Annotated in this window: 24 protein-coding genes; 14 read left to right on the forward strand and 10 right to left on the reverse strand. The window is 67.1% G+C overall.

Translation table 11 applies throughout. The features are described from left to right. Positions 1 to 38 precede the first annotated feature (38 nt). The 6 genes from ACFVVI_RS28490 (at position 39) to ahcY (ending at position 5,114) form a co-directional block, all read left to right on the forward strand. A complete protein-coding gene (locus ACFVVI_RS28490) occupies positions 39 to 1,277 on the forward strand; it encodes an alkane 1-monooxygenase (RefSeq protein WP_387447547.1) in 1,239 nt (412 codons plus the stop codon). Then, positions 1,274 to 1,447, forward strand: coding sequence for a rubredoxin (locus ACFVVI_RS28495; RefSeq protein ID WP_082844102.1), 174 nt, complete (start codon positions 1,274 to 1,276; stop codon positions 1,445 to 1,447). The genes ACFVVI_RS28490 and ACFVVI_RS28495 overlap by 4 nt, the downstream gene beginning before the upstream one ends. Beyond that, on the forward strand, positions 1,444 to 1,626 hold the full coding sequence (locus tag ACFVVI_RS28500) for a rubredoxin (protein ID WP_378632574.1): 183 nt from the start codon (positions 1,444 to 1,446) through the stop codon (positions 1,624 to 1,626). The genes ACFVVI_RS28495 and ACFVVI_RS28500 overlap by 4 nt, the downstream gene beginning before the upstream one ends. Continuing rightward, positions 1,623 to 2,282, forward strand: a complete 660-nt coding sequence (locus ACFVVI_RS28505; RefSeq protein ID WP_378993523.1) for a TetR family transcriptional regulator — start codon at positions 1,623 to 1,625, stop codon at positions 2,280 to 2,282. Before ACFVVI_RS28500 ends, ACFVVI_RS28505 begins: the two co-directional genes overlap by 4 nt. Before the next feature lie 131 nt (positions 2,283 to 2,413). Next, positions 2,414 to 3,571, forward strand: coding sequence for an alkane 1-monooxygenase (locus tag ACFVVI_RS28510; protein ID WP_387447548.1), 1,158 nt, complete (start codon positions 2,414 to 2,416; stop codon positions 3,569 to 3,571). A 58-nt stretch (positions 3,572 to 3,629) separates the two neighbouring features. Next, complete coding sequence (ahcY, locus tag ACFVVI_RS28515; protein WP_387447549.1) at positions 3,630 to 5,114, forward strand: adenosylhomocysteinase; 1,485 nt, start codon at positions 3,630 to 3,632, stop codon at positions 5,112 to 5,114. 63 nt (positions 5,115 to 5,177) lie between these two features. Here the strand turns inward: ahcY and ACFVVI_RS28520 are convergent, their stop codons facing one another. Continuing rightward, positions 5,178 to 5,399 (reverse strand): hypothetical protein, encoded by a 222-nt coding sequence (locus tag ACFVVI_RS28520; RefSeq protein ID WP_387447550.1) that lies wholly within the window; start codon positions 5,397 to 5,399, stop codon positions 5,178 to 5,180. 100 nt (positions 5,400 to 5,499) lie between these two features. Here ACFVVI_RS28520 and ACFVVI_RS28525 point away from each other — a divergent pair, with 100 nt between their 5' ends. From ACFVVI_RS28525 to hpf, 6 genes are all read left to right on the forward strand, one after another. Continuing rightward, positions 5,500 to 6,147 (forward strand): dTMP kinase, encoded by a 648-nt coding sequence (locus tag ACFVVI_RS28525; protein WP_378993525.1) that lies wholly within the window; start codon positions 5,500 to 5,502, stop codon positions 6,145 to 6,147. A 77-nt stretch (positions 6,148 to 6,224) separates the two neighbouring features. After that, the gene (gene mtrA, locus ACFVVI_RS28530; protein ID WP_056813049.1) at positions 6,225 to 6,902 is read left to right on the forward strand and encodes an MtrAB system response regulator MtrA; all 678 of its coding nucleotides are present in this window, start codon (positions 6,225 to 6,227) and stop codon (positions 6,900 to 6,902) included. 70 nt (positions 6,903 to 6,972) lie between these two features. Further along, a complete protein-coding gene (gene mtrB / locus ACFVVI_RS28535) occupies positions 6,973 to 8,868 on the forward strand; it encodes an MtrAB system histidine kinase MtrB (protein ID WP_387447576.1) in 1,896 nt (631 codons plus the stop codon). Continuing rightward, positions 8,865 to 10,682 (forward strand): MtrAB system accessory lipoprotein LpqB, encoded by a 1,818-nt coding sequence (lpqB, locus tag ACFVVI_RS28540; protein ID WP_387447551.1) that lies wholly within the window; start codon positions 8,865 to 8,867, stop codon positions 10,680 to 10,682. Before mtrB ends, lpqB begins: the two co-directional genes overlap by 4 nt. A 33-nt stretch (positions 10,683 to 10,715) precedes the next feature. Next, a complete protein-coding gene (locus ACFVVI_RS28545) occupies positions 10,716 to 11,360 on the forward strand; it encodes a ComF family protein (protein ID WP_387447552.1) in 645 nt (214 codons plus the stop codon). A 258-nt stretch (positions 11,361 to 11,618) separates the two neighbouring features. After that, the gene (gene hpf, locus ACFVVI_RS28550) at positions 11,619 to 12,248 is read left to right on the forward strand and encodes a ribosome hibernation-promoting factor, HPF/YfiA family (RefSeq protein ID WP_378993572.1); all 630 of its coding nucleotides are present in this window, start codon (positions 11,619 to 11,621) and stop codon (positions 12,246 to 12,248) included. 51 nt (positions 12,249 to 12,299) lie between these two features. Here the strand turns inward: hpf and bluB are convergent, their stop codons facing one another. The 6 genes from bluB to ACFVVI_RS28580 form a co-directional block, all read right to left on the reverse strand. Further along, positions 12,300 to 12,944 (reverse strand): 5,6-dimethylbenzimidazole synthase, encoded by a 645-nt coding sequence (bluB, locus tag ACFVVI_RS28555; protein ID WP_387447553.1) that lies wholly within the window; start codon positions 12,942 to 12,944, stop codon positions 12,300 to 12,302. Between the two features lie 14 nt (positions 12,945 to 12,958). Next, positions 12,959 to 14,203: a fatty acid desaturase family protein gene (locus ACFVVI_RS28560; protein WP_387447554.1), complete on the reverse strand. Its 1,245-nt coding sequence runs from the start codon at positions 14,201 to 14,203 to the stop codon at positions 12,959 to 12,961. A 94-nt stretch (positions 14,204 to 14,297) separates the two neighbouring features. Continuing rightward, positions 14,298 to 15,701, reverse strand: a complete 1,404-nt coding sequence (locus ACFVVI_RS28565; RefSeq protein WP_378993529.1) for a fatty acid desaturase family protein — start codon at positions 15,699 to 15,701, stop codon at positions 14,298 to 14,300. 299 nt (positions 15,702 to 16,000) lie between these two features. Beyond that, the gene (locus tag ACFVVI_RS28570; RefSeq protein WP_378993530.1) at positions 16,001 to 17,158 is read right to left on the reverse strand and encodes a ferredoxin reductase; all 1,158 of its coding nucleotides are present in this window, start codon (positions 17,156 to 17,158) and stop codon (positions 16,001 to 16,003) included. Between the two features lie 100 nt (positions 17,159 to 17,258). Beyond that, a complete protein-coding gene (locus ACFVVI_RS28575; protein ID WP_387447577.1) occupies positions 17,259 to 17,804 on the reverse strand; it encodes a DUF6912 family protein in 546 nt (181 codons plus the stop codon). A gap of 10 nt (positions 17,805 to 17,814) precedes the next feature. Continuing rightward, complete coding sequence (locus tag ACFVVI_RS28580; RefSeq protein ID WP_378993531.1) at positions 17,815 to 19,227, reverse strand: wax ester/triacylglycerol synthase family O-acyltransferase; 1,413 nt, start codon at positions 19,225 to 19,227, stop codon at positions 17,815 to 17,817. Positions 19,228 to 19,454: 227 nt separating this feature from the next. On the opposite strand from ACFVVI_RS28580, the gene secA reads away from it, so the two are divergent. Beyond that, positions 19,455 to 22,253 (forward strand): preprotein translocase subunit SecA, encoded by a 2,799-nt coding sequence (secA, locus tag ACFVVI_RS28585; protein WP_379312733.1) that lies wholly within the window; start codon positions 19,455 to 19,457, stop codon positions 22,251 to 22,253. 85 nt (positions 22,254 to 22,338) lie between these two features. Here the strand turns inward: secA and ACFVVI_RS28590 are convergent, their stop codons facing one another. Both ACFVVI_RS28590 and ACFVVI_RS28595 read right to left on the reverse strand, forming a co-directional pair. Next, complete coding sequence (locus tag ACFVVI_RS28590; protein WP_378632602.1) at positions 22,339 to 22,662, reverse strand: hypothetical protein; 324 nt, start codon at positions 22,660 to 22,662, stop codon at positions 22,339 to 22,341. Then, positions 22,659 to 22,937 (reverse strand): hypothetical protein, encoded by a 279-nt coding sequence (locus ACFVVI_RS28595; protein ID WP_056813016.1) that lies wholly within the window; start codon positions 22,935 to 22,937, stop codon positions 22,659 to 22,661. Before ACFVVI_RS28595 ends, ACFVVI_RS28590 begins: the two co-directional genes overlap by 4 nt. 93 nt (positions 22,938 to 23,030) lie before the next feature. Here ACFVVI_RS28595 and ACFVVI_RS28600 point away from each other — a divergent pair, with 93 nt between their 5' ends. After that, positions 23,031 to 24,311, forward strand: a complete 1,281-nt coding sequence (locus ACFVVI_RS28600) for a hypothetical protein (RefSeq protein ID WP_387447555.1) — start codon at positions 23,031 to 23,033, stop codon at positions 24,309 to 24,311. 38 nt (positions 24,312 to 24,349) lie between these two features. On the opposite strand, the gene ACFVVI_RS28605 is transcribed toward ACFVVI_RS28600, so the two are convergent. Beyond that, a complete protein-coding gene (locus ACFVVI_RS28605) occupies positions 24,350 to 25,867 on the reverse strand; it encodes a class I adenylate-forming enzyme family protein (protein ID WP_387447556.1) in 1,518 nt (505 codons plus the stop codon). Between the last annotated feature and the right edge of the window lie 36 nt (positions 25,868 to 25,903).

Genomic DNA, 25,903 nt, shown 5'->3' on the forward strand with positions numbered 1-25,903 from the left:
ACATCACACGTGTGAGATGTGCCTCGGGACTGGAGACGATGATGTCGACTGATGCCAACGCGTCCGAGCAGCGGGTCGCACCGCCGCAGTGGCGAGATTCCAAGCGATATTTGTGGCTGTGGGGGCTGTTCGCCCCGACCGGCCTGTTCACGATCGCGATCCCCCTGATCTGGGGCCTCAACCAGCTCGGCTGGCATCGCATCGCCGAGATCCCGTTCTGGCTCGGGCCGGTGCTGGTCTACCTCGTGATCCCGCTGGCGGACCTGTTCTTCGGTCCCGACGGCAACAACCCGCCCGACGAGGTGATGGAGTACCTGGAGAACGACAAGTACTACCGCTACCTCACCTACCTGTACCTGCCGTTCCAGTACGCCTCGCTCATCTTCGCCTGCTACATCATCACCGCGCCGAACCTGCACTGGCTGGGCTTCCCTGGCGGCGCCAATGTGGTCGACAAGATCGGTATCGCGATCAGCGTGGGCATGATCGGCGGCATCGGCATCAACACCGCGCACGAACTCGGTCACAAGAAGGTCGAACTGGAACGCTGGCTCGCGCGCATCGCGCTGGCCCAGTCGTTCTACGGGCACTTCTACATCGAGCACAACCGTGGTCACCACGTGCGGGTCGCCACTCCGGAGGACCCTGCGAGTTCGCGCATCGGTGAGTCCTTCTGGGCATTCTGGCCGCGCACGGTCTGGGGCAGCCTGCGCTCGGCCTGGCATCTCGAGAAGCAACGTCTGGGTCGGCTCGACAAGAGTCCCTGGACGCCGCGCAACGACGTGCTCAACGCCTGGGCGATGTCGGTGGTGTTGTGGCTCGGATTGATCGCCGTATTCGGCATCGAGGTGCTGCCGTATCTGATCCTGCAGGCCGTGATCGGGTTCAGCCTGCTCGAGTCGGTGAACTACCTCGAGCACTACGGCCTGGTCCGGCAGAAGACTGCCGGCGGACGCTACGAACGACCCGCGCCCGCGCACAGCTGGAACAGCGACCACATCGTCACCAACATCTTCCTCTACCATCTGCAGCGCCACAGCGACCATCACGCGTATCCGACCCGGCGCTACCAGACGCTGCGCAGCTGGGACGGTGCGCCGAACCTGCCCAGTGGCTACGCCAGCATGATCCTGCTCGGCTACTTCCCGCCGATCTGGCGCAAGGTGATGGACAAGCGCGTGCTCGCACACTACGGCGGGGACGTCACCCTCGCCAATATCGAACCCAAGCGCCGGGAACAGGTGCTGGAAAAGTACGGAACCGAGGTCGGGTCGTGAGCGCCTACAAATGTCCGGTGTGTGATTTCGTCTTCGATGAAGCCAAAGGCGCGCCACGCGAAGGATTTCCGCCTGGCACACTGTGGACGGCCGTTCCCGACGACTGGTGCTGTCCGGACTGTGGGGTGCGGGAAAAGATCGACTTCGAGGCGGTAGGAGTTTCGCAGTGACCGACTACAAGCTGTACCAGTGCGCACAGTGCGGTTTCGAGTACGACGAGGCGCAGGGCTGGCCCGACGACGGCATCGCCCCCGGCACCCTCTGGGAAGACATCGCCGACGACTGGACCTGCCCGGATTGCGGTGCCCGCAAGTCCGACTTCTTCATGGTCGAGATCGAACGTTCGTGAGCGTCGCGGGTACCCCGCGCACCGGTTCGCGCATCCCGTACCAGGAGGCCGCGCGCGAACTGCTGCGCAACTCGGTCCTGGACGGGATGCGCGAACTGCTCACCGAGCGTGACTGGTCCAAGGTCACGCTCGGTGACGTCGCGGCCAGGGCCGGGGTGAGCAGGCAGACGCTCTACAACGAGTTCGGTTCGCGCGCGGGGCTCTCGCAGGCCTACGCGCTGCGCCTGGCCGACGACCTCGTCGACCATGTGCGCGAGGCGCTCGATGCCAATGTGGGCGATGCCCGCGCCTCGATCCGGGTCGGGATGACCGGCTTCTTCCTCTCCGCCGCGGGTGACCCGCTGGTCCGCTCGCTGCTGAGCGGGGAGATGAAGCCGGACCTGTTGCGGTTGATCACGCTGGACGCGGCCCCGCTGCTCGAGCACGCCACCACGCGTCTGACTCAGGTTTTCGTGCACAGCTGGGTGAACGCGACCGATGCCGAGGCCGATGTGCTCGCGCACGCGCTGGTGCGGATCGCGCTGAGCTACATTCCGAATCCGCCCGTGCCCGAACGCGACGCCCCGGCCGAGATGAGCGCACTGCTCAGCCCGTACGTCGAGGCAATTGTGCAGGTACGGGGCATCCGTGTCCCATCCGGTGAAGTGGATCACTGAGAGAAGTCACAAGCTCTGATTCGCCCCTGTGTAACCATCACCACGTTTGAGGATCTGCCGCTGTGTAACGCGCCTACGGTCTGTCAGTATTCACATCGGTCGGCGATTGGTCTTTTTGTAGCGGAGCGGGTGTGCAAACGGTTGGCAAACCGGGGGGTCTTCGTGATCCCAAACGGTATCTCTGGGCTTTAGGGCTGATCGCCCCGGCGAGCGCGCTGTTGCCCTCCCAGCTGGTGTTCCATACCAAGGCTGAAGTGTTCTGGTGGATAGGGCCTGTCATCGTCCTGATCGCCATTCCCGTGCTGGACTGGATCGTCGGCGAAGACGGCAACAATCCCCGCGACGAGGACTACGCGGCGCTCTCCGCTGACCGGTACTACCGGTGGTGCACCTACCTGTTCCTGCCGATCCAGTTGATCAGCCTCGGCGTGGCCTGCTTCATGTGGACGAGCCCCGAGCTGGCCCTGGTCGACAAGCTCGGATTGGCCGCCACGGTCGGCTTCGTCAGCGGCATCGGCATCAACGCCGCCCACGAATTGGGTCATCGGGTGGAGAGTGCCGAAAAATTGCTGTCGAAGATCGCGCTGGCCCAGTCGGGCTACGGGCACTTCTTCGTCGAGCACAATCGCGGACACCACGCCCGCGTGGCAACCCCTGAGGATCCGGCCAGCGCCCGGCTGGGCGAATCGCTGTGGGAGTTCCTGCCGCGCAGCGTGATCGGCGGGTTCCGGTCGGCCGTGCACCTCGAGCGCGCCCGCCTGCTCCGGCAGGGTCGCGGCTGGTGGAGCGCCGACAACAACATCCTGCAGGCCTGGGCGATGACGGCGGTGCTGTTCGGTTCGCTGACGCTCGTGTTCGGCCCGTCCATCCTCCCGTGGCTGGCCGTCCAGGCCGCGATCGGCATCGCGCTGCTCGAGACCGTCAACTACGTCGAGCACTACGGGCTGCTGCGCGCGCGCAAGCCCAACGGCCGCTACGAACGGTGCTCCCCGCGCGACAGCTGGAACTCCGATCGCCTGGTCACCAACATCTTCCTGTTCCATCTGCAGCGCCACAGCGACCACCACGCCAACCCGGGCCGCCGCTACCAGACCCTGCGCAGCAGCGAAGAAGCTCCGCAGCTGCCCGCCGGGTACGCCACCATGATCGTGCTCGCGGCCGTTCCGCCGCTGTGGCGTGCGGTGATGGACCCCAAGGTCGCGGCGCACTACGGCGGCGACCTGAGCCTGGCCAATGTCTCGCCCGCGAAGCCGCGACGGTTGCTGGCCCGATACCGCGCGGCGGCCTGAGACTCCACCTCGGCGGAGGAGGGGAACTCGCGCGGCCCCAGACGGTAACCTAGCCAACGTGACGACCTCAGAACTCCCCGCGCGCACCGAGCTCACCCCCGACGTCCGCAACGGCATCGACTACAAGGTGGCAGACCTCTCGCTGGCCGAATTCGGCCGCAAGGAGATCCGCCTCGCCGAGCACGAGATGCCGGGCCTGATGGCGCTGCGCCGTGAATACCACGACGTCCAGCCGCTGAAGGGCGCGCGAATCTCCGGATCGCTGCACATGACGGTCCAGACCGCCGTCCTGATCGAAACCCTCGTTGCTCTCGGCGCCGACGTGCGCTGGGCCTCCTGCAACATCTTCTCCACCCAGGATCACGCCGCCGCCGCCATCGTGGTCGGCCCGAACGGCACCGTCGAGGAGCCCAAGGGCATCCCCGTCTTCGCCTGGAAGGGCGAGACGCTGGAGGAGTACTGGTGGGCCGCCGAGCAGATGCTCACCTGGCCGAACGCCCCGGCCAACATGATCCTCGACGACGGTGGCGACGCGACCATGCTCGTGCTGCGCGGCGCGCAGTTCGAGAAGGCCGGTCTGGTTCCGCCCGCCGACGCCGATCACTCGGCCGAGTACACGGTGTTCCTCGACCTGCTGCGCGAGAGCCTCGAGGCCGACAAGACCAAGTGGAGCGTCATCGCCGACTCGGTCAAGGGCGTCACCGAGGAGACCACCACCGGCGTGCTGCGGCTGTACCAGTTCGCCGCCGCGGGTGAGCTGGTGTTCCCGGCGATCAACGTCAACGACTCGGTCACCAAGTCCAAGTTCGACAACAAGTACGGCACCCGCCACTCGCTGATCGACGGCATCAACCGCGGCACCGATGTGCTCATCGGCGGCAAGAAGGTGCTGATCTGCGGTTACGGCGATGTCGGTAAGGGCTGCGCCGAGTCGCTGGCCGGCCAGGGCGCGCGCGTGCAGGTCACCGAGATCGACCCGATCAACGCGCTGCAGGCGCTGATGGACGGCTACGACGTGGTCACCGTCGAGCAGGCGATCGGCGACGCCGACATCGTCATCACCTCGACCGGCAACAAGGACATCATCACCCTCGACCACATGAAGGCGATGAAGGATCACTCGATCCTGGGCAACATCGGCCACTTCGACAACGAGATCGACATCGCGGCGCTGGAGCGTTCGGGCGCGACCCGGATCAACATCAAGCCGCAGGTCGACGAGTGGACCTTCCAGGAGACCGGCAAGGCGATCGTCCTGCTGTCCGAAGGTCGCCTGCTGAACCTGGGCAACGCCACCGGCCACCCCTCGTTCGTCATGTCCAACAGCTTCTCCAACCAGGTCATCGCCCAGATCGAGCTGTGGACGAAGCCGGAAGAGTACGACAACGAGGTCTACCGCCTGCCCAAGCACCTCGACGAGAAGGTCGCCAAGATCCACGTCGAGGCCCTCGGCGGCACCCTGACCAAGCTCACCAAGGATCAGGCGGAGTACATCAACGTGGACGTGGAAGGCCCGTACAAGCCGGAGCACTACCGCTACTGATCACTGACAACGGTGGCCCGTCGAACCAGCTGGTCGACGGGCCACCGGCATGTTCGGCCTCGACTAGCCGATGATCAGACCCGTGCAGAAGATGTTGTGCTCGCTGCTGATCCCGAGCAGCGCGCACATCACCGAATTGAAGGCTGCCGACGACCCCGCGTCGGGGGCGGCGGTCGGGGCCGCTGTCTGTGCGGAGGCGGTGCCGCAGGCAACGGAGGCGGTGCCGCAGGCAACGGCGGCGGTGATGGCGAGCGCGGCGGCGGTGGTGCGGACGATCGTTGTCATGGGGGGATCCTCGTTCGCCGGGCCGGTAGGCGACCAGACCGCAATTCTGGGGTGACGGTGAGGTGCGAGGGCTTGCGCGCGAGCGCGGTAATCTCACCGCATGGGTGTATTGATCGCGGTGGAAGGGCTCGACGGGGCAGGCAAACGCACGCTGATCGATGGACTGATCGCCGAATTGTCGGCCAAGGGGCTGCGGGCGGACAGTCTGGCCTTTCCGCAATACGGGCATTCGATCCACGCCGATCTGGCGGCGGAGGCGCTGCGCGGGGGCAACGGCGACCTGGCCGGCTCGATCAACGGCATGGCGATCATGTTCGCGCTCGACCGGGCGGCGGCGCGCGCCGAGCTGTCGGACCTGTTGGGCGGCAACGACATCGTGATCCTGGACCGGTGGGTGGCGTCCAACGCGGCCTACTCGGCCGCGCGGGCGCACCAGGACGCCGACGGCCAAATCGTGTCGTGGGTGGGCGATCTGGAGTTCGGCAGACTCGAACTGCCGACGCCGGATCTCACCGTTCTGCTCGACGTGCCCACCGAGGTGGCGGCCGAACGCGCCCGGCTCCGAGGCGAACTCGACGACACCCGCGCCCTCGATGCCTACGAACGGGACGGCGGTCTGCAGCGGCGCACCGGCGAGGTCTATCGTGAACTCGCCGACCGCGACTGGTTCGGCCGGTGGTGGACATACCGATCCGATGACGATAGGCCTGCGTTACTCACCCTCTGCTCGGAAATCTTTTCCGGATAAGGTTGGATACGCGACGGGTTCACACCATTAATGGCGTGGCGGCCCGATCCTGGCCATGGAGATGACAACATAGGACTATGAAGCCCAAGATTCTGGTCGTCGACGACGATATGGCACTCGCTGAGATGCTGACCATCGTCTTGCGCGGGGAAGGGTTCGACCCGCATGTGGTGGGCGACGGCACACAGGCCCTGTCAGCGGTGCGGGAGATCCGCCCCGACCTGGTACTGCTCGACCTGATGCTGCCCGGCATGAACGGTATCGACGTATGCCGGGTGCTGCGGGCCGATTCCGGCGTTCCGATCGTCATGCTCACCGCCAAGACCGATACGGTCGATGTGGTCCTCGGCCTGGAGTCCGGTGCCGACGACTACATCGTCAAACCCTTCAAGCCCAAGGAGCTCGTCGCCCGGGTGCGGGCGCGTCTGCGCCGCACCGAGGACGAGCCCGCCGAGCTGCTCTCGATCGCCGACATCGTCATCGACGTGCCCGCGCACAAGGTGACCCGCGGCCCCGGGCAGATCTCGCTCACCCCACTGGAGTTCGACCTGCTGGTCGCGCTCGCGCGCAAGCCGCGTCAGGTGTTCACCCGCGAGGTACTGCTCGAACAGGTGTGGGGCTACCGGCACGCCGCCGACACCCGTCTGGTGAACGTGCACGTGCAGCGACTGCGCGCCAAGGTCGAGAAGGATCCGGAGAACCCGGAGATCGTGCTCACCGTGCGCGGCGTCGGTTACAAGGCCGGACCGCCGTGATCGGTCACTGCGGGGCGCCGCTGTGACCACTGGTCCAGTGGCGCAGCTGCGGCGATGGGCGAGCCCGATCATGGCCTGGTTCCAGGCCGTCGGGACCGCACTCGGCCACCTGTGGCGCCGATCGCTGCAGCTGCGGGTCATCGTCTCGACGTTGACCCTGTCGCTCATCGTGATCACGATCCTCGGGGTCGTGCTCACCGGTCAGATCACCGACCGGCTCCTCGAAGCCAAGATCAACGCGGCTGTCGAGGAGATGGATCGTGCCCGCAGCACGATCGAGAACAAGATGTCCGGCGTTCCGTCCGGTAACAGCCAGGATCAGCAACTCGCCGACGCGCGAGCCGCGCTGTCCAGCCGTGGTGGCACCGGGCAGTCCAGCGGCGCCGCGGGCAGTTTCGACTCGGCGCTGGCGATGGTCGGCGGCACTCCGCCACACGAGATCGCGGCCGGACCGCTCGCCGAGGTGCCGCAGGAGCTGCGCCGATTCGTCCAGCGCAATCAGGTCTCCTACCAGTTCACCACCGTCGCCGACCCCGACGGCTACCGCGGGCGCGCGCTGGTCATCGGCAGCCCGAGCGCCGAGGTCGCGACCCTGGAGATCTACCTGATCTTCCCGCTGGCCAGCGAGGAATCGAGCCTGTCGCTGATGCGCGGCACGATGCTCATCGGTGGCGTGGTGCTGCTGGTGTTGCTCGCCGCGATCACCGCGCTGGTGACCAGGCAGGTGGTGCTGCCGATCCGGTCGGCGGCGCGGATCGCGGGCCGATTCGCCGACGGCCGACTCAAAGAACGCATGCTGGTGCGCGGCGAGGACGACATGGCCCGGCTCGCGCAAGCGTTCAACGAGATGGCCGAGAGCCTGTCGAACCAGATCACCCAGCTCGAGGAATTCGGCAATCTGCAGCGCCGCTTCACCTCCGATGTCAGCCACGAACTGCGCACCCCACTCACCACGGTGCGCATGGCGGCCGACCTCATCCACGGCTCCAGCGACGATCTCGATCCCGCCCTCGCGCGCAGCTCCGAACTGCTCGTCAACGAACTGGACCGGTTCGAGGGCCTGCTCAACGACCTGCTCGAGATCTCCCGCCATGACGCGGGTGTGGCCGAACTGCAGATCGAATCGCTGGATGTGCGGATGTGCGCGCGTGCCGCGATCTCCACGGTCCGCCATCTGGCTCGCGACGCCCAGGTCGAGGTGGTGATCGATCTGCCGGAGGAGCCGGTGGTCGCCGAGGTCGACCCGCGCCGCGTCGAGCGCGTGCTGCGCAACCTGCTGGCCAACGCGATCGACCACTCCGAGGGCAAGCCGGTGCTGATCCGCATGCGCGGCGACGCCGAGTCCAACGCTGTCGCGACTGTGGTGCGCGATCAGGGCGTCGGGCTGCGGCCGGGCGAGGAAAAGCTGGTGTTCAACCGGTTCTGGCGCTCCGACCCCTCGCGGGTGCGTCGCTCGGGTGGCACCGGGCTCGGCTTGTCGATCAGCGTCGAGGACGCGAATCTGCACGAGGGCAGGCTCGAGGCATGGGGCGATCCCGGCGTCGGCGCGAGCTTCCGGCTGCTGCTCCCGATGGTGCGCGGCCGCAAACTCGGGCAGAGCCCGCTCGCCCTGGAACCGATGCTGCGCAAGGTCCCCGCGCTGCCGGAAGCCGAACCCGAGCCGACGACCGTCGAAGCAGAACCGGCCGGACCGACCGCGGACGAGGCGACGGGATCGGAGACGGCCGACGTGGAGCCGACCGGAGCCGACTCGGCCGGACCCGCCTCGACTGTTGTCGAACTGACGGTCGTCGAGCCGGGAGACGAACCGGGCGACGAACCGCGAGACGACCCCTCGGCCGACGATTCCGGTATCGAACCGCCTGCGGCAGGCGCGCACCCGGCGACCAACGGCCACGACGCGGCCCCCGCCGACGCCGACCGCGACGAGTCGACGCCCACCGAGACCAGAGACAGGAAGTCATGACTAGTGCGCGTGGTGATCGTCGGGATCGGCACGGCGCCGCACTGGTCGCGGCGGTTCTGGCCGGGCTGATGGTGCTCACCGGGTGCGCCAGCCTGCCGGAGTCCTCCGCACCGCAGGCACTCGGCACGATCAACCGCGCGCCCACCTCCGAGGGCCCGACCCCGCCGACCTCCGGCCGCGACCCCGACCTGCTGCTGGGCGACTTCCTCACCGCCAGCGCCGACCCCACCAACCAGCACGCCGCGGCCCGCCAGTACATGGCGCCCGAGACAGCGGGCAGCTGGAACGACGAGGCGAGCACCACCATCGTCGACGATCGCCCCGACACCCTGCGCGAGTCGCGGTCGGGCGACAAGGCCAGCTATGTGCTGCGCGCCCGCAAGGTCGGCGAGCTCGCCCGCGACGGCGGTTACCGCGCCACCGAGGGCACGCTCGAGAACAAGATCGAGATGAGCAAGATCGACGGCGAGTGGCGGATCACCGAGCTGCCGCCGGGCGTCGTGATGGGCAACGACGCGTTCGTCAAGTCCTACCACCGCTACGTCCTGCACTACATCGACCCGGGTAACTCGCTCCTGGTCCCGGATCCGCGCTGGATCTCGGTGCCGCGCGCCCAGCTCACCGAGCGATTGATCGGCATGCTCGCCGAAGGCCCGCAGTCCACGATCGCCCCGGTGGTGCGCAACCAGTTGGCGCAGCCGGTCTCGCTGCGCGGTCCGATCACCAAGGCCAACAACGAACCGGGTGACGTCGGTGTCGGCATCGGGGGAGTGCGCATCGACTTCGCCGGGATCGGCGGACTCGGCCAGCGCGATCGCGAACTGCTCGCCGCGCAGGTGGTACTCACCCTGGCCGGCGCCGACATCCTCGGACCGTACGTGTTGCTCGCCGACGGTAAACCGCTCGACGACCGGTACGCGGCCAACGGCTGGTCGGTCGCCGATGTCGACCAGTACAGCGCCTCGGCGCCCGGCCAGAACCGGATCGGCCTGCACGCCTTGCGCAACGGCGCCCTGGTGCAGGTCACCCCGGACGGGATCGTCACCCCGAGTGGTTCCTTCGGCGAGGCGACCAACCTGCAGTCCGTCGGCATCTCGGCCGACGGACAGTTCGTCGCCGCGGTCGCCGACTCCGGCAAACCGCTGCCAGAAGCCGCCCGCACCCTGCTCATCGGCAACTACGGGGCCAAGGCGTTCGCGGTCGCCGAGGGTGCCAGCATCGCCCGTCCGTCCTGGACCAGCGACGGCGGCGCCGCCTGGACTGTGATCGACGGTGACCGGGTCATCCGGGCGGTCACCGATCGGGCCACCGGCAATGTCTCCACCGAGGACGTCGACATCACGGCCCTGTTCGAAGGCGCGGGCGCTCCACGTCCGCCGATCAGCGAGGTGGTGGTTTCGCGCACCGGCGTGCGCGCGGCGCTGATCGCCGACGGCAAGGTGTATGTGGCGGTGGTCCAACGTCGCCCCGACGGCAAGTACGCGCTCACCTCACCGCTGCCGGTCGCGCTCGGCCTGAGCTCGCGCGCGGTGTCGTTGAGCTGGGTCACCGGCGACACGATCATGGTGGCCCGCGAGGGCAATGTCGACCCGGTCTTCACCGTCTCCATCGACGGTTCGCAGTTCAGTGCGGTGACCTCGCAGAACCTCACTCCGCCGGTGCGGGTGGTGACGGCGGCCCCGGCCACGCAGTACGTGGCCGATTCCCGGGCCGTCCTGCAGCTACAGACCGCCGATCCGACCCGCAACGACCGTTTCTGGCGTGAGGTACCCGGATTGACCGGAGAACGGGTTGTGCCGGTCTTGCCGAGCTGATCATGTCGGTGCCCGCTGTCATGCTCGTGCGCTATGAGAACCCTGCTGGACCTGATCCTGCCCGATCGGTGCGGTGGCTGCGGTGCGGTCGGCGAGAGTTGGTGCGCCGAGTGCGCGGCCGAACTCGGCCGCGATCCCGTCCGGGTGCGGCCGCGCGCTGATCCCGGTGTTCCGTGCTGGGCGCTCGGTCCTTACGCCGGTGTGGGCAAGCGGGCGGTGCTGGCAGCCAAGGAACAGAACAGGCGCGACCTCGCTGCCCCACTCGGGCTGGCGCTCGCCCACGCGCTTGCCCGCTTGCGTGCCCCCGATCGCCCGCTGTTGCTCGTGCCCGCGCCGACCAGAACCGCGGCGGCGCGCCGACGCGGTGGTGACCCGGTGGCCTGCTCGGCCGAGGTCGCGGCACGGTGGCTGATCGATTGCCGGAGCGTGCCGCTGCTGCGGATGGCACGCGGTGTCCGGGATTCGGTGGGCTTGACGACGCATGAGCGTTCCCACAATGTGCGCGGCAAGATCATGACTGTCGCCGAACCGGACGAATGGGTCGCCGTCAGCGCGAAAGCCCAGGTAGTGCTGGTAGACGATGTGCTCACCACCGGTGCCACCGCCTGCGAATCGACACGTGTTCTCAGCCGGATCGGCATAGTTCCGCGCGCGGTTTTGGTGACCTGCGCGGCTTGACTGATGAAAGTTCGCGTGAACAGTGGCGGACTTGCCGATGGCGGACTAGCGTCGCGAGCACACACCGAACCACAAGTTTGGGAGGTGGTGCCGCGGATACAGGTGCCGGGCGATTCCCGATCGGCACAGCTCAATCCCGCCGCCCTACGTTGGTAGTTGTGCGGCCATATCCGGGAGGTACGCGTGACGACTTCTTCACGGGCATCAGTGCAAGATGCTGAACCCACCACGGCACTCCAGAACGGTGCCACCGAGACGATCGACTTCGAGACCCCGAACGCCGAAGTGGTGGTCTCCGGTCGCAACGTCGAAATCCCTGACCACTATCGAATCTACGTCGCGGAGAAGCTGTCTCGGTTAGAGCGCTTCGACCCGTCGATCTTCCTCTTCGATGTGGAACTGTTCCACGAACGCAACCGTCGTCAACGCAAGGCCTGTCAGCGTGTGGAGATCACCGCGCGCGGCCGTGGACCGATCGTGCGCGCCGAGGCGTGCGCCGACAGTTTCTACGCCGCGCTCGAATCGGCCACCCAGAAGATCGAGAGCAGACTGCGCCGGGCCAAGGACAAGCGGCGCGTCGTGCACTACGGCGACAAGACGCCGGTCTCGGTCGCGCAGGCCACTGCCACACTGGTCGACGAGTCGCTGTTCACCCCGCCGGACGGTTCCGCTGCCCACGACCACGACGAGGCAATCGACGAGACGGGCCCCGGCCACATCGTGCGCACCAAGGTGCACACCGCGACGCCGATGTCGGTGGACGACGCCCTCTATCAGATGGAATTGGTCGGTCACGACTTCTTCCTCTTCCATGACAAAGAGACCGACCGCCCGTCGGTGGTCTACCGCAGACACGCCTTCGACTACGGCCTGATCAAGCTGGCCTAGAACCCTGACCGATCCGGGCATCCGCTGTGCGGGTGTCCGGATCTTGTTAGTTCAGCCGCCGAAGGTCTCGTGATGTACGGCCTCGGTCAACGATCGGCCGGACCGCCACCCGAAACGTTCCAGGTCCGGCACCTGCTGGAACGCGTCGACCGGGCCCACGCACAGCCAGGCCACCGGCTTGATCCCGGTGGGCAGGCCGACGAGTTCGCGCAGGAATTCCGGATCGTAGAACGACACCCAGCCCACCCCCACCTGCTCGGCGGTCGCCGCGAGCCACAGATTCTGGATCGCCAGCACGGTGGAGTACACGCCGGTCTCCGGCACACTCGCCCGCCCGAGCACCTGCGGCCCGCCACGCGAATCATCGTGCGTGACAACCACACCCGTACCGCTCTCGACGATTCCGTCGATCTTGATCGGCGCGAAGGTCATCGCGCGCTCGGCGGGCAGCGCCGCGCCGAACTCGACCCGCTTGTCCGCCACATGGTCGGCGAAACGGCGCAGGGTCTCGGCCTGACGAACCACCACGAAGTCCCACGGTTGTGAGTTCCCGACGCTGGGCGCGCGATGCGCGGCGTCGAGGATCCGCAGGAGGGTGTCGTCGTCGACGAGTTCGCCGGTGTATTCGGCGCGCACGTCACGACGCAAACGGATCGCGTCGTAGACGCTCAGCTGATCGGCACTCACGCCGACCATACAACCGCAGCCGGTCAGGCCATGGTCCGGCGGGCCAGCTTGCGGCCGGCGGCCAGCGCGGTGCGCAGTCCCTGGCGACGCCCGGTCACCGGGTCGATCGAGGGGGTGGTGTTGCCGGCGAACAGGCGTTCGGACTTGGTCTCCGGCGCATCGTCGGTGGTGTGGCGCAGGTACTTGTTCGGCAGCGACAGCTTGAGGATGGTGCGCCACGACTTGAAGTACTGCACCGGCAGCGAACCGGTGGTGTAGGGCAGGTCGTACTTCTCGGCCAGCTCGCGCACCCGCACCGCGATGGCGGCGTAGCGGTTGCTCGGCAGGTCGGGGAACAGGTGGTGCTCGATCTGGTGGCTGAGGTTGCCGCTCATGAAGTGCAGCAGCGGTCCGCCGCTGATGTTGGCGCTGCCCAGCATCTGGCGCAGGTACCACTCGCCCTTGGTCTCGTTCTCGATGTCGGCCTTGGTGAACTTCTCGGCGCCGTCGGGGAAGTGACCGCAGAAGATGATCGCGTTGGTCCACACATTGCGCATCACGTTGGCGGCGATGTTGGCGGTGAGCGTGGTGACGAACGACGGGCCGGTGAGCAGCGGGAAGACCACGTAGTCCTTGGCGGCCTGCTTGCCGATCTTCTTCAGGACCAGGGTGCGGTCGGCCTCGAACTGCTTCCACTCGGGCGAGTCCTTGGCCCACTTCTTCTTGGCGACCTTGCCCAGCTCGAGGTGCTGGATCGCGACGCCGTACTCGAACAGCGCCTGCAGCAGGAAGTTGTAGATGGGGTTGCCCAGGTAGAACGGCATCCAGCGCTGGTCACGGGTGACGCGAAGCAGGCCGTAGCCGATGTCGTCGTCCATGCCGAGCACGTTGGTGTACTTGTGGTGCAGGAAGTTGTGGGTGATCTTCCAGTGCGCCGACGGGCCGGCGTTGTCCCATTCCCAGGAGGTGGAGTGGACTTCCGGATCGTTCATCCAGTCCCACTGCCCGTGCATGACGTTGTGCCCGATCTCCATGTTCTCGATGATCTTGGCGGAGCCGAGCAGGGCGACGCCGGCCAGCCAGGCCGGGGGCAGGAAGCTGGCGAACAGCACCGTGCGGCCGCTGATCTCGAGCGCGCGCTGTAGCCGGATGACGTTGCGGATATAGCGCGCGTCGGCTGCGCCGCGAGAGGATTCGATCTCCCGGCGGATCGCATCGAACTCCGCGCCTAGAGCTTCGACATCCGCTGCGGTGAGGTGCGCGTATTCCTTGACATCCGAGATCGCCATGGCGGCTACAGTACCGTAAGTTACGAGAGCGTAGGTTGGCGATTTTCGGGACGAAATGTGTGATAAGTCCTATTGCGCGATCGAGATGGAAATGTTATCGAGCATGGCGAGCCATGCGACGAGCTGCCTTGTCCCGCAACACGCCCCGTTCGCGCACGGCGCGTTCACCCAATGCCCGCTTGGCCTCGCGCAGCGCCAGCTTCTCCTGCCGGGCTCGAGCCTTGAGCGCCGTCTTCGCCTCGCGCAGCACTTCCTTCTCGTGCCGCGCCTTGATCTCCAGCGAGACCTTGGCATCGTGCAGCGCCGAGCGCAGACCGAAACGCTTTCCGGTCTCCGGGTCGACCCGCAGGCTGTCGGGCAGCGAGATGCCGGCGAACTTGCGCTCCGACGACGTCTCGGGCGCATCGTCGGCGGTGCGCTTGAGGAAGCGATCCGGCAGCGCCAGCTTGTGGATGGTGCGGAAGGCCAGCAGGTACTGCTTGCCCAGCGATCCGGTGGTGTAGGGCAGGTCGTACTTGTCGCACAGTTCGCGCACCCGGACCGCCACCTCCGAGTACCGATTGCTCGGCAGGTCGGGGAACAGGTGGTGCTCGATCTGGTAGCAGAGGTTGCCACTCATGAACGCCATCACGGGGCCGGCCTTGAAGTTGGCGCTGCCCAGCATCTGGCGCAGGTACCACTCGCCCTGGGTCTCCCCGTCGAGCTGCTCGGCGGTGAACTTCTGCGCGCCGTCGGGGAAGTGGCCGCAGAAGATCACGGCGTACGACCAGAGATTGCGGACGAGGTTGGCGGTGGCGTTGGCCTTGAGCGTCGACTTCCAGGCCGGGCCGGTCAGCGCCGGGTAGATCACGAAATCCTTGGCGACCTGACGGCCCGCCTTGCGGTAGAACTCGATGTCGGGCGGCGAGGTCATCGTGACGCCCTCGACGCCGGCCAGCTCCTTCTCGATGCCGAGATCGTGCAGCGCGATACCCCACTCGAAGGTCGCGGCCAACAGCAGATTGGCGGCGGGCTGGACCAGATGCACCGGACGCCACGCCTCGTCGCGGGTCATCCGCAGAATGCCGAAGCCGAGGTCCTCGTCCTTGCCGAGCACGTTGGTGTAGGTGTGGTGCGAATAGTTGTGCGCCCGGCGCCACTGCGCCGAGGTGCCGGTCATGTCCCACTCCCAGGTGGTGGAGTGGATCTCGGGATCGTTCATCCAATCCCATTGGCCGTGGCTCACATTGTGGCCCAGCTCCATGTTCTCGATGATCTTGGCGACCGAGAGCATCGCGGTGCCGCCCAGCCACGCCCAGCGATTGCGGCTGCCGAACAGCACCGCGCGCCCGGCGACCTCGAGAGCTCGCTGGGCGGCGATGGTGCGGCGGATGTAGCGGGCGTCGCGCTCGCCACGGGAGGTCTCCACCGAACGGCGGATCGAATCGAGTTCTTTCCCCAGTGTCTCGATGTCGGCCGCCGTCAGATGGGCGAAGGCCTGAATATCGGTGATGGCCACCGGGGGTCCTCCTGTTGATTATCAGCAGCTGATGCCGCGGGTTCTCGGCCTGGGAACCTCGATCTTGCCTGGTCGAGGGCGCTGCTCGGTCGCACTCTTCGGCGAGTCCGGAATCGAGACGCCGAAAAACCCGGCGCTGCGCGCCTAGGGCTGTCGCCTCGATGCTGTTCGGCCTGTGAGTGATCCTAAGTCGCGCCCTCAGGCATTGATCGAAGTGAGGGGCCTAAGCGATAGCCGCCGGTCACGGGTTGTGGCCGACGCATAGGTCAAGGGTACCCGCTCGGCGGTTCGGCAACCGGTTAGATGTCCAGCGTGCAGTCGCCGGCGGCGGCGGAGATGCAGGTTTGCACCTTGTCGCCGGGCTGACGTTCGTCGCCGTTGCGGAGGTCGCGGGCGTGTCCCGCGGACAGCGTCACCACGCAGGTCTGGCAGATGCCCATCCGGCAGCCGAAGGGCAACTGCACGCCGACGGACTCACCGGCTTCGAGCAGGCTGGTGGCGCCGTCGACGGTGAGGGTGCGTCCGGTGGTGCCGAAGGTCACCGTGCCGCCCTCGCCGATCGCGGAGCGTTCCACCTCGAAGCGCTCGATGTGCAGCTGGTCGCCCACACCCGCGTTCTTCCAGTGGCTTTCGATCGCGTCGAGCATCGGGGCAGGCCCGCAGGCCCAGGTCTCGCGTTCGCGCCAGTCGGGGTAGAGCTCGTCGAGGCTGGCCAGGGAGAACAGGCCGTGGGCATCGGTGAGCTGCAGGTGGGAGACGAAGCTGGGGTGCTTGTCGTGCAGGGCGCGCAGTTCGGCGCCGAACATCACGTCGGCGTCGGTGGGTGCGGAGTGGACGTGCACCACATCGTTGACGCCGTCGCGCCGGTCCATCGTGCGCAACATCGACATGACCGGGGTGATCCCGCTGCCCGCGGTGAGGAACAGCACCTTCGCCGGCGGCGGCTCCGGCAGCACGAACCCGCCCTGCGGCGCGGCCAGCCGCACGATGGTGCCCGCGGCCACCCCGTTGACAAGGTGGCTGGACAACTTGCCTTCCGGCATCGCCTTCACCGCGATGGAGATGAGCCGCTTGCCGCCCTCGCCGGTCCAGTCCGGCGGGCAGGTGAGCGAGTAGGAACGCCAGTTCCAGCGGCCGTCGATCAGGATGCCGATGCCGATGTACTGCCCGGGGCGGTACTTGAAATCGAAGCCCCAGCCCGGCTTGATCACCAGGGTCGCCGAGTCGGCGGTCTCCTTCTGGACCTCGACGATGCGCCCGCGCAGTTCGCGTGCCGACCACAGGGGGTTGGCCAGATGCAGATAGTCGTCGGGCAGCAGGGGAGTGGTGACCCGGGCTACCGCGCCGCGCAAGATATTCAGCTTGCCGCCGCGGTCGGCGACCTGCGCCGCCGGTGCTTCGAGCCATTCCCGGAACTTGTCGATGACCATGCTGTGCGATTTCTCCCTGTCGTGCATCCGGTCCACCGTGGGGTAGCCCTCTCGCAGCCAGGTTACGGCATCGTAGGTTCAGCGCCAGTTGTGAACATTGGGCAACCCCGCCGCCGCCCGCCGCAAATTACAACAGCTCGAGCAGGAACGGCAGTTCTTGTGGTGCGTACCAGGCAAGCTGGTGGTCCTCCGCGTCACCGAGCACGAATTCCGCGTCGGTATCGCCGAGGTCAGCGGCGTCGATGACGTCCACCGCCTTGGCTACCTGCGGCTCGGCCTCGGCCAGGTCCACATGCACGGCCGCGACCTGTTTGAAGGTGACCGGCCCCGACAGCTTCACCACAGCATCGTCGAGATCGGGCCGCAGTTTCGCCCCCGCTACATCCGCCGCGATCACCGCGCGCCGATACACCGGGCCGCCCGGGGTGGCGGCCGAGCCCTCGGCGTCGTCGTCGAGATCGTCGAGTCCGTCGCGCTCGGCGCCGATCAACCGCATGGAGGCCCGGGCGGCTTCCTGCATCGCCACTTCGGCGAGCTCCTCGTCGTCGCCCGCGGCGTAGGCCTCGCGCAGCGCGGGCGTCACGGCGAACGCGGTCGCGCCGAGCGGGAGCAGTTGCTGCTCGTCGACGAGTTGGCGCAGCAGCGGAATCGTCGCCGGGATGTAGACGCGCATCGTGTCGTTCTCAGAGACAGGCACCGAGCAACTCCTCCATCGATTCGTGCACCGATGCCGCGAGGACATCGATATCGGCCATGGCGTCGCGGTCGGCGTTGAGTCCGTAGAAGACCTGACCGTCGTACGAGGTGAGCCCGAAACTCAACGTCTGATTGCGCAGCAGCGGTGATACCGGATACATCTCCAGCATGCGCGCGCCGCCGATGTACATCGCGGTCTGTGGTCCCGGCGCGTTGGTGATCACCAGATTGAAACTGTTGTCGGCGAAGGTACTCGCCGCTCGCACACTCATCGCGTGCAGGCTCGCGGGCGCGAACCCGGCCAGGTGCACGAGTGTGCGCGCCCGCACCCCGCGGCGCTGCCTGCCCGCCGCTTCGGTGGCATGCGAGATGTGCGAGAGCCGCATCGTCGGATTCGGCTCGCCCACGGGCAGATCGATGAGGAACGAGGACACCTCGCTGGCCGGGGTCAGCTGATTGTCGCCGTCGACATAGACCGACATCGGCACCACCGCGCGCAGATTGGTCGACTCGACCAGTGCCTCGTTGCGCGAGAGCAGCCAGTTGCGCAGCGCCCCGGTGACCACCGCGAGCACCGCGTCGTTGATCGAGCAGTCGAAATGCCTGCGGATCGTGCGGTAGTCGTCCAGATCGGTGCGCACCACGTCGAAGCGGCGGCTGCGCGAGGTGCGGGCGTTGAGCGGGCTGTCCGGCGCCGCGCTCGAGGTCGCCGCGCGCACCACGCTGGCCGCGGCCTTCACCGCCATCCGCGTGCCGCGCACCACCCCGAACGCGTTCGATCCGGCGTCGCGCATCACGCTGTAGGCCTCGCGCGGTTGCGCGGCCAGTTGCGAGAGCGCTCCGGCGAGCAGTTCCACATCGGTGGGTTCGCGCGGCGCACGCCACGAGTCGTCGGCCAGTTCGCGCGGCAGCGGGGAGTTGTCGAGGATCACGTGCCCGATCTCCAGGGCGGTGTCACCGTCGACGAGTGCCGAGTGCGACTTGGTGAACACCGCGGCGCGCCCGTCGGCGAGGCCCTCGATCAGGTACATCTCCCACAATGGTCGCCCCTGGTCCAGGGGTCGCGACGCGAGCCGGGCGACGAGATCGTAGAGCTGGCCGTCGCTGCCGGGACTCGGCAGCGCGGAACGCCGGATGTGATAGCTGATGTCGAAACGGCTGTCCTCGACCCAGACCGGCCTGCCCATGGCGAGCGGGATCTCGCGCACCTTGCGGCGGTAGCGCGGCACCATCGGCAGCCGGGATTCGACCAGGTCGACGAGCCGTTCGTAGTCCAGTACCTGGCCTGTGCTGTCGGGGGAGGAGTTGTTCAGGATCGCGAGAGAGCCGATGTGGATCGGGTTACTGCTCGACTCGAGCCGATAGAACGACGCGTCCTGCGGCGTCAATCTCGTGATCACGCGCTCCGAAACTCCTTCCGGTGCCGTATGGCGCTGATCGGGCACGCGCTACATCCTACGTCACGGCAGGTGAATCGCGGTGCCGGGCAAGGAGGCTCGCCGAGCGTCGTGACCTGGGGTAATGACTGCGCCGGTACGCCGGGCACGGGTCCGCGCCGCCGGGTACGGTGGTCTGCGGACTACCATCGCCGTTGAACACAACTCCGACCAGAGGACTGACGAGACCCGTGCCTGCGCTGACACTGACGAGGTTGCTACGGATTGGTGAAGGTCGCATGGTCAAGCGGCTCTCGAACCTCGCCGATGAGGTCATCGCGTACGGCGACGAGATCGAAGCGTTGACCGACGACGAGCTGCGTGCCAAGACCGACGAGTTCCGCCAGCGCTACGCCGACGGGGAAACCCTCGACGACCTGCTGCTCGAGGCCTTCGCCGTGGCACGTGAGGCGTCGTGGCGAGTGCTGAACCAGAAGCACTACAAGGTCCAGATCATGGGCGGCGCCTCGCTGCACCTCGGCAATATCTCGGAGATGAAGACCGGTGAGGGCAAGACGCTCACCTGTGTGCTCCCCGCGTACCTGAACGCCATCTCCGGCGACGGCGTGCACGTGGTCACGGTCAACGATTACCTCGCCAAGCGCGACTCCGAGTGGATGGGCCGTGTGCACCGCTTCCTCGGCTTCGAGGTCGGCGTGATCCTGGGCGGTATGACTCCCGCCGAGCGTCGGGTGGCCTACGCCGCCGACATCACCTACGGCACGAACAACGAGTTCGGCTTCGATTACCTGCGCGACAACATGACCCACTCCCTGGACGATCTCGTCCAGCGTGGTCACAACTTCGCCGTGGTCGACGAGGTCGACTCGATCCTCATCGACGAGGCCCGCACCCCGCTGATCATCTCGGGCCCGGCCGACGCGTCGTCGAAGTGGTACGCCGAATTCGCGCGCATCGCGCCGCTGCTGAAGAAGGATGTCCACTACGAAGTGGACATCAAGAAGCGCACCATCGGCGTGCACGAGCAGGGCGTGGAGTTCGTCGAGGATCAGCTCGGCATCGACAACCTCTATGAGGCCGCGAACTCGCCGCTGGTGAGCTACCTGAACAACGCCATCAAGGCCAAGGAGCTCTACCAGCGCGACAAGGACTACATCGTCCGCGACGGCGAAGTGATCATCGTCGACGAGTTCACCGGCCGTATCCTGGTCGGCCGCCGCTACAACGAGGGCATGCACCAGGCGATCGAGGCCAAGGAGAAGGTCGAGATCCAGCCGGAGAACCAGACCCTGGCCACGATCACCCTGCAGAACTACTTCCGCCTCTACAGCAGGTTGTCGGGCATGACCGGTACCGCCGAGACCGAGGCCGCCGAGCTGCACTCGATCTACAACCTCGGCGTGGTCCCGATCCCGACGAACAAGCCGATGGTCCGCAAGGACCAGGCCGACCTGATCTACAAGTCGGAAGAGGCCAAGTTCGCCGCGGTGGTCGACGACGTGACCGAGCGGCACGAGAAGGGCCAGCCGGTCCTGATCGGTACCACCAGCGTCGAGCGCTCGGAGTACCTGTCCAAGCAGTTCACCAAGCGTGGTGTGGCGCACTCGGTGCTGAACGCGAAGTTCCACGAGCAGGAAGCCCAGATCATCGCCGAGGCCGGTCGCCCCGGCGCGGTCACCGTGGCCACCAACATGGCCGGTCGTGGTACCGACATCGTGCTCGGCGGCAACGCCGACATCATCGCCGACATCCTGCTGCGCAAGCAGGGCCTCGACCCGGTGAACACCCCTGACGAGTACGAGGCCGCCTGGCACTCCGCACTCGACCAGGTCAAGAAGCAGACCGAGGACGACGCCGAGACGGTTCGCGAGGCCGGCGGTCTCTACGTGCTCGGCACCGAGCGCCACGAGTCGCGTCGTATCGACAACCAGCTGCGTGGACGTTCGGGCCGTCAGGGCGACCCGGGCGAGTCCCGCTTCTACCTCTCGCTGGGTGACGAGCTGATGCGCCGCTTCAACGGCGCCGCGCTCGAGTCGATCATGACCCGCCTGAACCTGCCCGACGATGTCCCGATCGAGGCGAAGATGGTCTCCAAGGCCATCAAGAGCGCGCAGACCCAGGTCGAGCAGCAGAACTTCGAGATCCGCAAGAACGTGCTGAAGTACGACGAGGTGATGAACCAGCAGCGCACCGTCATCTACGGCGAGCGCAACCAGATCCTGCGTGGCGAGGACATGGAGGGTCAGGTTCAGAACATGATCACCGACGTGACCACCGCCTATGTCGACGGTGCCACCGCCGAGGGTTACGTCGAGGACTGGGATCTGGACAAGCTCTGGACCGCCCTCAAGACGCTGTACCCGGTGAGCCTGGATCACAAGGAACTCACCGGCGAGACCGCCACCGGCGACGCGGGCGAACTGACCCGCGACGAGCTTCGCGAAACGCTCCTCGACGACGCGCACACCGCCTACGAGAAGCGCGAGCAGGAGATCGACGGCCTCGCGGGCGAAGGCGCGATGCGCAACCTGGAACGTCAGGTTCTGCTCTCGGTCCTCGACCGCAAGTGGCGCGAACACCTCTACGAGATGGATTACCTCAAGGAGGGCATCGGCCTGCGCGCCATGGCCCAGCGCGATCCGCTGGTCGAGTACCAGCGCGAGGGCTTCGACATGTTCGCCGCCATGCTGGAAGGCTTGAAGGAGGAGTCGGTCGGCTTCCTCTTCAACCTCCAGGTGGAGGTCCAGCAGCCCCAGCCCGAAGGCGTCTCGATCGACAAGGGTCTGCGCTCCCCGGTCGGTGCCCGCCCGCAGGACACCCCCGCGGAGACCCAGGCCCCGCCTGCTCTGCGTGCCAAGGGAATCAGCGACCAGGCTCCCCGAGCGATGAACTACTCGGGCCCCGCCGAGGACGGCCATGCCGAATCCCATTCCGACGCACAGGAATACGGCGGTCATCAGCAGGGCGGCACCCGCCGCGAACGCCGCGAAGCCGCCCGCACCGACTCCAAGGGCAAGCGCCGCCGCTGAGGCGAGCCAGCTGATCGAGACGACTGAAGCCCCCGCTTTCGGCGGGGGCTTCAGTCGTATTTCCGTCTACCGGTCGGTCCGCGCGTCAGCTCGCTCGGTGGATGGGGTGGACTCGGGAGAGGGCGCGTTTGGCTTCGGCCAGGGAGATCATCTGGTCTTCGTCGTCGATATCGGCGACGGCTGCTTCGGCCCATTCGCGCAGGAGGGTGGAGACTCCTACCCGACGTTCGTCGGCGAGGGATTTCAGCCGGCTGTGCAGACCGAGGGGGAGCCGGATCGACGTGGTCACCATGATGTCTTCGTTGACGGGAAGACGTGGTGGGGCATCGGTGGGCTCGTCGGAGAAACTCAGCCGATCCATGAAGTCGGCGAGTTCTTCTTTGCTGGACGGAAGTCCTGGCTCGCTCATGATCGGGTCTCACTTTCCCACTGCTCGAATTGCGCCAGTTCCTCGGCGCGCATCGTGCGTGCGCCGATGATCACCCACGTCCAGTCCTCCCGTTGCCGCATCACCACGATCAACGGGCGGCCGGCTGTGGTGCGCCCCCACACCGTCAGGACGGTCACCTGGCCGTCGAAGGCCGGGCGTGGCCACCGTCGTGACGCTGCGAGGACCTGCCGAACCTCGCTGGGTTCGATGCCGATCAGGTGAGCGATCGCCCAATCAGGCCACTCGAAACCCATAAGTCCATAATACGCATGTAGTAACGCCATGTGAAAGTGCTGAGTTTCGGGCGGGCGTCGGTACGCTCGCGGTGTGTCGATACAGCGGAGGCCGTGTTGGGCGAGGTGATGCGCCCGCTGTCGGCGTCGGAGCGGTGGTTCTGGCTCGTCGATCAGTTGTCGCCGGCGAATTGCGTGGTCCGATTGCGGGTGCGCGGCCCGATCGGCGCTTACCGCTTGGAAGAGGCCGCGGACGCGCTGGTCGCGGAATTTCCGCTACTGCGGACAACCGTTGTCGACGGCCCGCGTTTCGCCCCGTCCGCCGACCCGCATCTACCGGTCCTGCACCGCATGGTCGACGACCCCGACGAGTGGCGCACGGTCTTCGACGAACAGCTGGCCGAGCCCGTCGACCTCGCGACCGCACCTGGGCGCGTCATCGATCTGGTGTGGCGCCCGGGCACTTCCGAGGAACACCACGACCTGATCCTGGTGCTGTCGCATGTGCTGCTCGACGGCCGCTCGATGACGTCGCTGGGGTGGCGAATCCTCGCTTACGCCTTCGGATCTCCCCTCCCCGGCGCCGCGCGTCCGCCGATTCCGGCTCCCGACGACCTCATCCCTCCCGCACACACGCGCCTGCTGCGCTGCCTGCGCACCAACCTCACCGGTCAGCTCACGGCGATGGCGCGCCGCCCGACCAGCCTGCCCGGCATCGCGCCACCACTTCCGATCCGCCGCACCCGCACCGTGATCCGCACCGTCGAGGGCGACACCCTCACCGAGCTCCGGACCCGCTGCCACCAGCACGACGTCACCGTCAACGCCGCGCTGACCGCCGCCCTGGCCAACGCCCTCGGTGAACTCGCCCCGCGGCCCTCCGGCGTCGCGGGCATCGGCATTCCGGTCGACGTCCGCTCCCGCTTGAACCCGCCCCCGGCCGACGACGAGCCCGGCATGTTCACCGCGGTCGTCCCCACTTTCGTCCCCTACGGCCCTGGTCATTCCCTGTGGGACGCGGCTCGCGCGGCGAAAACCCAACTGCACCAGCGGCTGGCGAAGAACACCGACCTCACCGCCCTGGCCGCCATCCGCTACGGCTGCCCCCGCTCGCTCGAATCCGGCAGGCGCACCATCGAACTCATCGACCGCCGGGCTCCGTGGAACGTCACTCTCAGCAATCTGGGCAGACTCTCACCGCCCGAAACCCCTGAGCCGCTGGATATCACGGCGCTGACGGTCGCCGGAACGAACTCCTGCGCCAGTGCGCTGACGGTCGCGGTGGCCACCCTCGGCACCACGATGTCGATCACCTTCTGCTACGTCGACACCATGCTCCCTCGGGCCACCATCGAATCCCTCGCCGACCGCACGCTCCGCTCGGTGACCCGCTGAGCCGACCGGCAGCACCGAGTCCAGCGGGCGGCCCGCACTCAGGCGAGCAGCTTGCCCACAAGCTCCCGTAGCGCCGCGCGATCCGGTTTGTTCGTCCGCCCGCTGACCGGAATCCGATCCACCACCACGATGTCGTCGGGGACGGCGGTGGTGTCGATGACCTGCGGCAGTCGTTCGCGAAGCAGGGCCGCGATGTCGTCTGCTCCCGGTTCGGCGGCGACAATGGCGAGCACGATCCGCTCATCGCCGATCTCGTCCGGCAGGCCGACCATGATCGCCTCGCGCACCCCGTCGATCGCGGTGATCACCGGCTCGTACAACCCCGGGTAAATATTGGTCTTCCCCCGGATCATCATGTCTTTCTTGCGTCCGGTGAGGACGAGTTCCGTTCCGTCCCACCGTGCGAGGTCCCCGGTCGCGATCTCGGTCAGCGGCTCCGCGCCGAGATACCCGCGGCACAGGTTCGGGCCCGACAGCACGAGTTCCCCGTCGTCGGCGATCCGCGCCTGCACACCACGCACCGGAGCGCCGAGCAGATCCCCGTCGTGCGCGAGCTTGGCGGTGCCGGTCGCGATCGCGACTGGCAGGATCTCCGTCATCCCATAGATCGCGAGAAACTCGGTGTCGGGCAACGATTTCCGTGCGCGGCGCAGGAGTGCGGAGGTGACCGGCGCGCCGCCGAGGGCCACTTGACGCAGATTCGGCGGCGGCTCGAGGTCGCCGGCTTCGATCGCGTCGAGCGCGACAGCGAGATCGGCCGGGGTGTAGAACGTATGCGTAGCGCTCCGCAGATTTCGCGTGAATCGGACAGGATCGATGTGCGTCCCGAACCGTGGATACCGCGGCATCGCCCACCGCGCCCCCGCCATCAACGCGGGCAGTCCCATCATGAGCTGCTCGGTGTGCAGGAAGGCGCCCGGCGCGAGGCTGGTCTTTCCGCCCATCGCGGCGAGTCCCGCGCTCAGCGAAGCACGCGTGTGCACCACGGCTTTCGGGTCGTCCGTCGTTCCGGAGGTGAAGACGATCAACGCCGCCGCGTCGGGATCCGCGGCGGGCAGGGCGGTCTCGCGTGCGTCACCGGTGAACCGCCGCAACGGAATCGACCCGAACGGCGTACCGGGCAACCACACTCCGCTGTGGATATGGCGAACATCGAGCGCGCCGAACCGCGGCAGTTCCAGCCCCTTCTTGCGCCCGAACCCGGAGAGTGGGCCACTCACCGCGTACAGCAGCGATTCTGTTGCGGCCCAAGCCGGTTCGACCAGGCCGACTCGCTTGGCGAAGAGCTCCGGCCCGACGCCGGGGTCGACGAACACGATCGTCCCGCCCGCTGCGATCACCCCGAAGATCACCAGCACCGACGAGACACTCGGCCGGATCGAGAACAGCATTCGATCGCCCGGCGCGAACCCCGCCTCGCCGAGATTGTGTGCCACCCGGCCGATGGACTCCACCAGCTCCCGGTAGGTGAGCGCGCGCTTGCCGACCGTGCCGAGCGCCGACGCGTCCGGAATCCGTGCGGCTTGCGCGGCAAGCCGTGCGAGAAAGTCGGTCACCGATGTTCCCCTCCACTGCCGATCGGCCCGGCCGCG

It is taken from the genome of Nocardia sp. NPDC058114, assembly GCF_042884695.1.
Classification (GTDB): Bacteria; Actinomycetota; Actinomycetes; order Mycobacteriales; family Mycobacteriaceae; genus Nocardia.

Bases quoted from the DNA above. Each gene is read 5' to 3' on its own strand.
- ACFVVI_RS28490 (WP_387447547.1), top strand. From the start codon at position 39: ATGATGTCGACTGATGCCAACGCGTCCGAGCAGCGGGTCGCACCGCCG.
- ACFVVI_RS28520 (WP_387447550.1), bottom strand. From the start codon at position 5,399: ATGACAACGATCGTCCGCACCACCGCCGCCGCGCTCGCCATCACCGCC.
- ACFVVI_RS28525 (WP_378993525.1), top strand. From the start codon at position 5,500: ATGGGTGTATTGATCGCGGTGGAAGGGCTCGACGGGGCAGGCAAACGC.
- mtrA (WP_056813049.1), top strand. From the start codon at position 6,225: ATGAAGCCCAAGATTCTGGTCGTCGACGACGATATGGCACTCGCTGAG.
- mtrB (WP_387447576.1), top strand. From the start codon at position 6,973: ATGGCCTGGTTCCAGGCCGTCGGGACCGCACTCGGCCACCTGTGGCGC.
- lpqB (WP_387447551.1), top strand. From the start codon at position 8,865: ATGACTAGTGCGCGTGGTGATCGTCGGGATCGGCACGGCGCCGCACTG.
- ACFVVI_RS28545 (WP_387447552.1), top strand. From the start codon at position 10,716: ATGAGAACCCTGCTGGACCTGATCCTGCCCGATCGGTGCGGTGGCTGC.
- bluB (WP_387447553.1), bottom strand. From the start codon at position 12,944: ATGGTCGGCGTGAGTGCCGATCAGCTGAGCGTCTACGACGCGATCCGT.
- ACFVVI_RS28560 (WP_387447554.1), bottom strand. From the start codon at position 14,203: ATGGCGATCTCGGATGTCAAGGAATACGCGCACCTCACCGCAGCGGAT.
- ACFVVI_RS28570 (WP_378993530.1), bottom strand. From the start codon at position 17,158: ATGCACGACAGGGAGAAATCGCACAGCATGGTCATCGACAAGTTCCGG.
- ACFVVI_RS28575 (WP_387447577.1), bottom strand. From the start codon at position 17,804: ATGCGCGTCTACATCCCGGCGACGATTCCGCTGCTGCGCCAACTCGTC.
- ACFVVI_RS28590 (WP_378632602.1), bottom strand. From the start codon at position 22,662: ATGAGCGAGCCAGGACTTCCGTCCAGCAAAGAAGAACTCGCCGACTTC.
- ACFVVI_RS28595 (WP_056813016.1), bottom strand. From the start codon at position 22,937: ATGGGTTTCGAGTGGCCTGATTGGGCGATCGCTCACCTGATCGGCATC.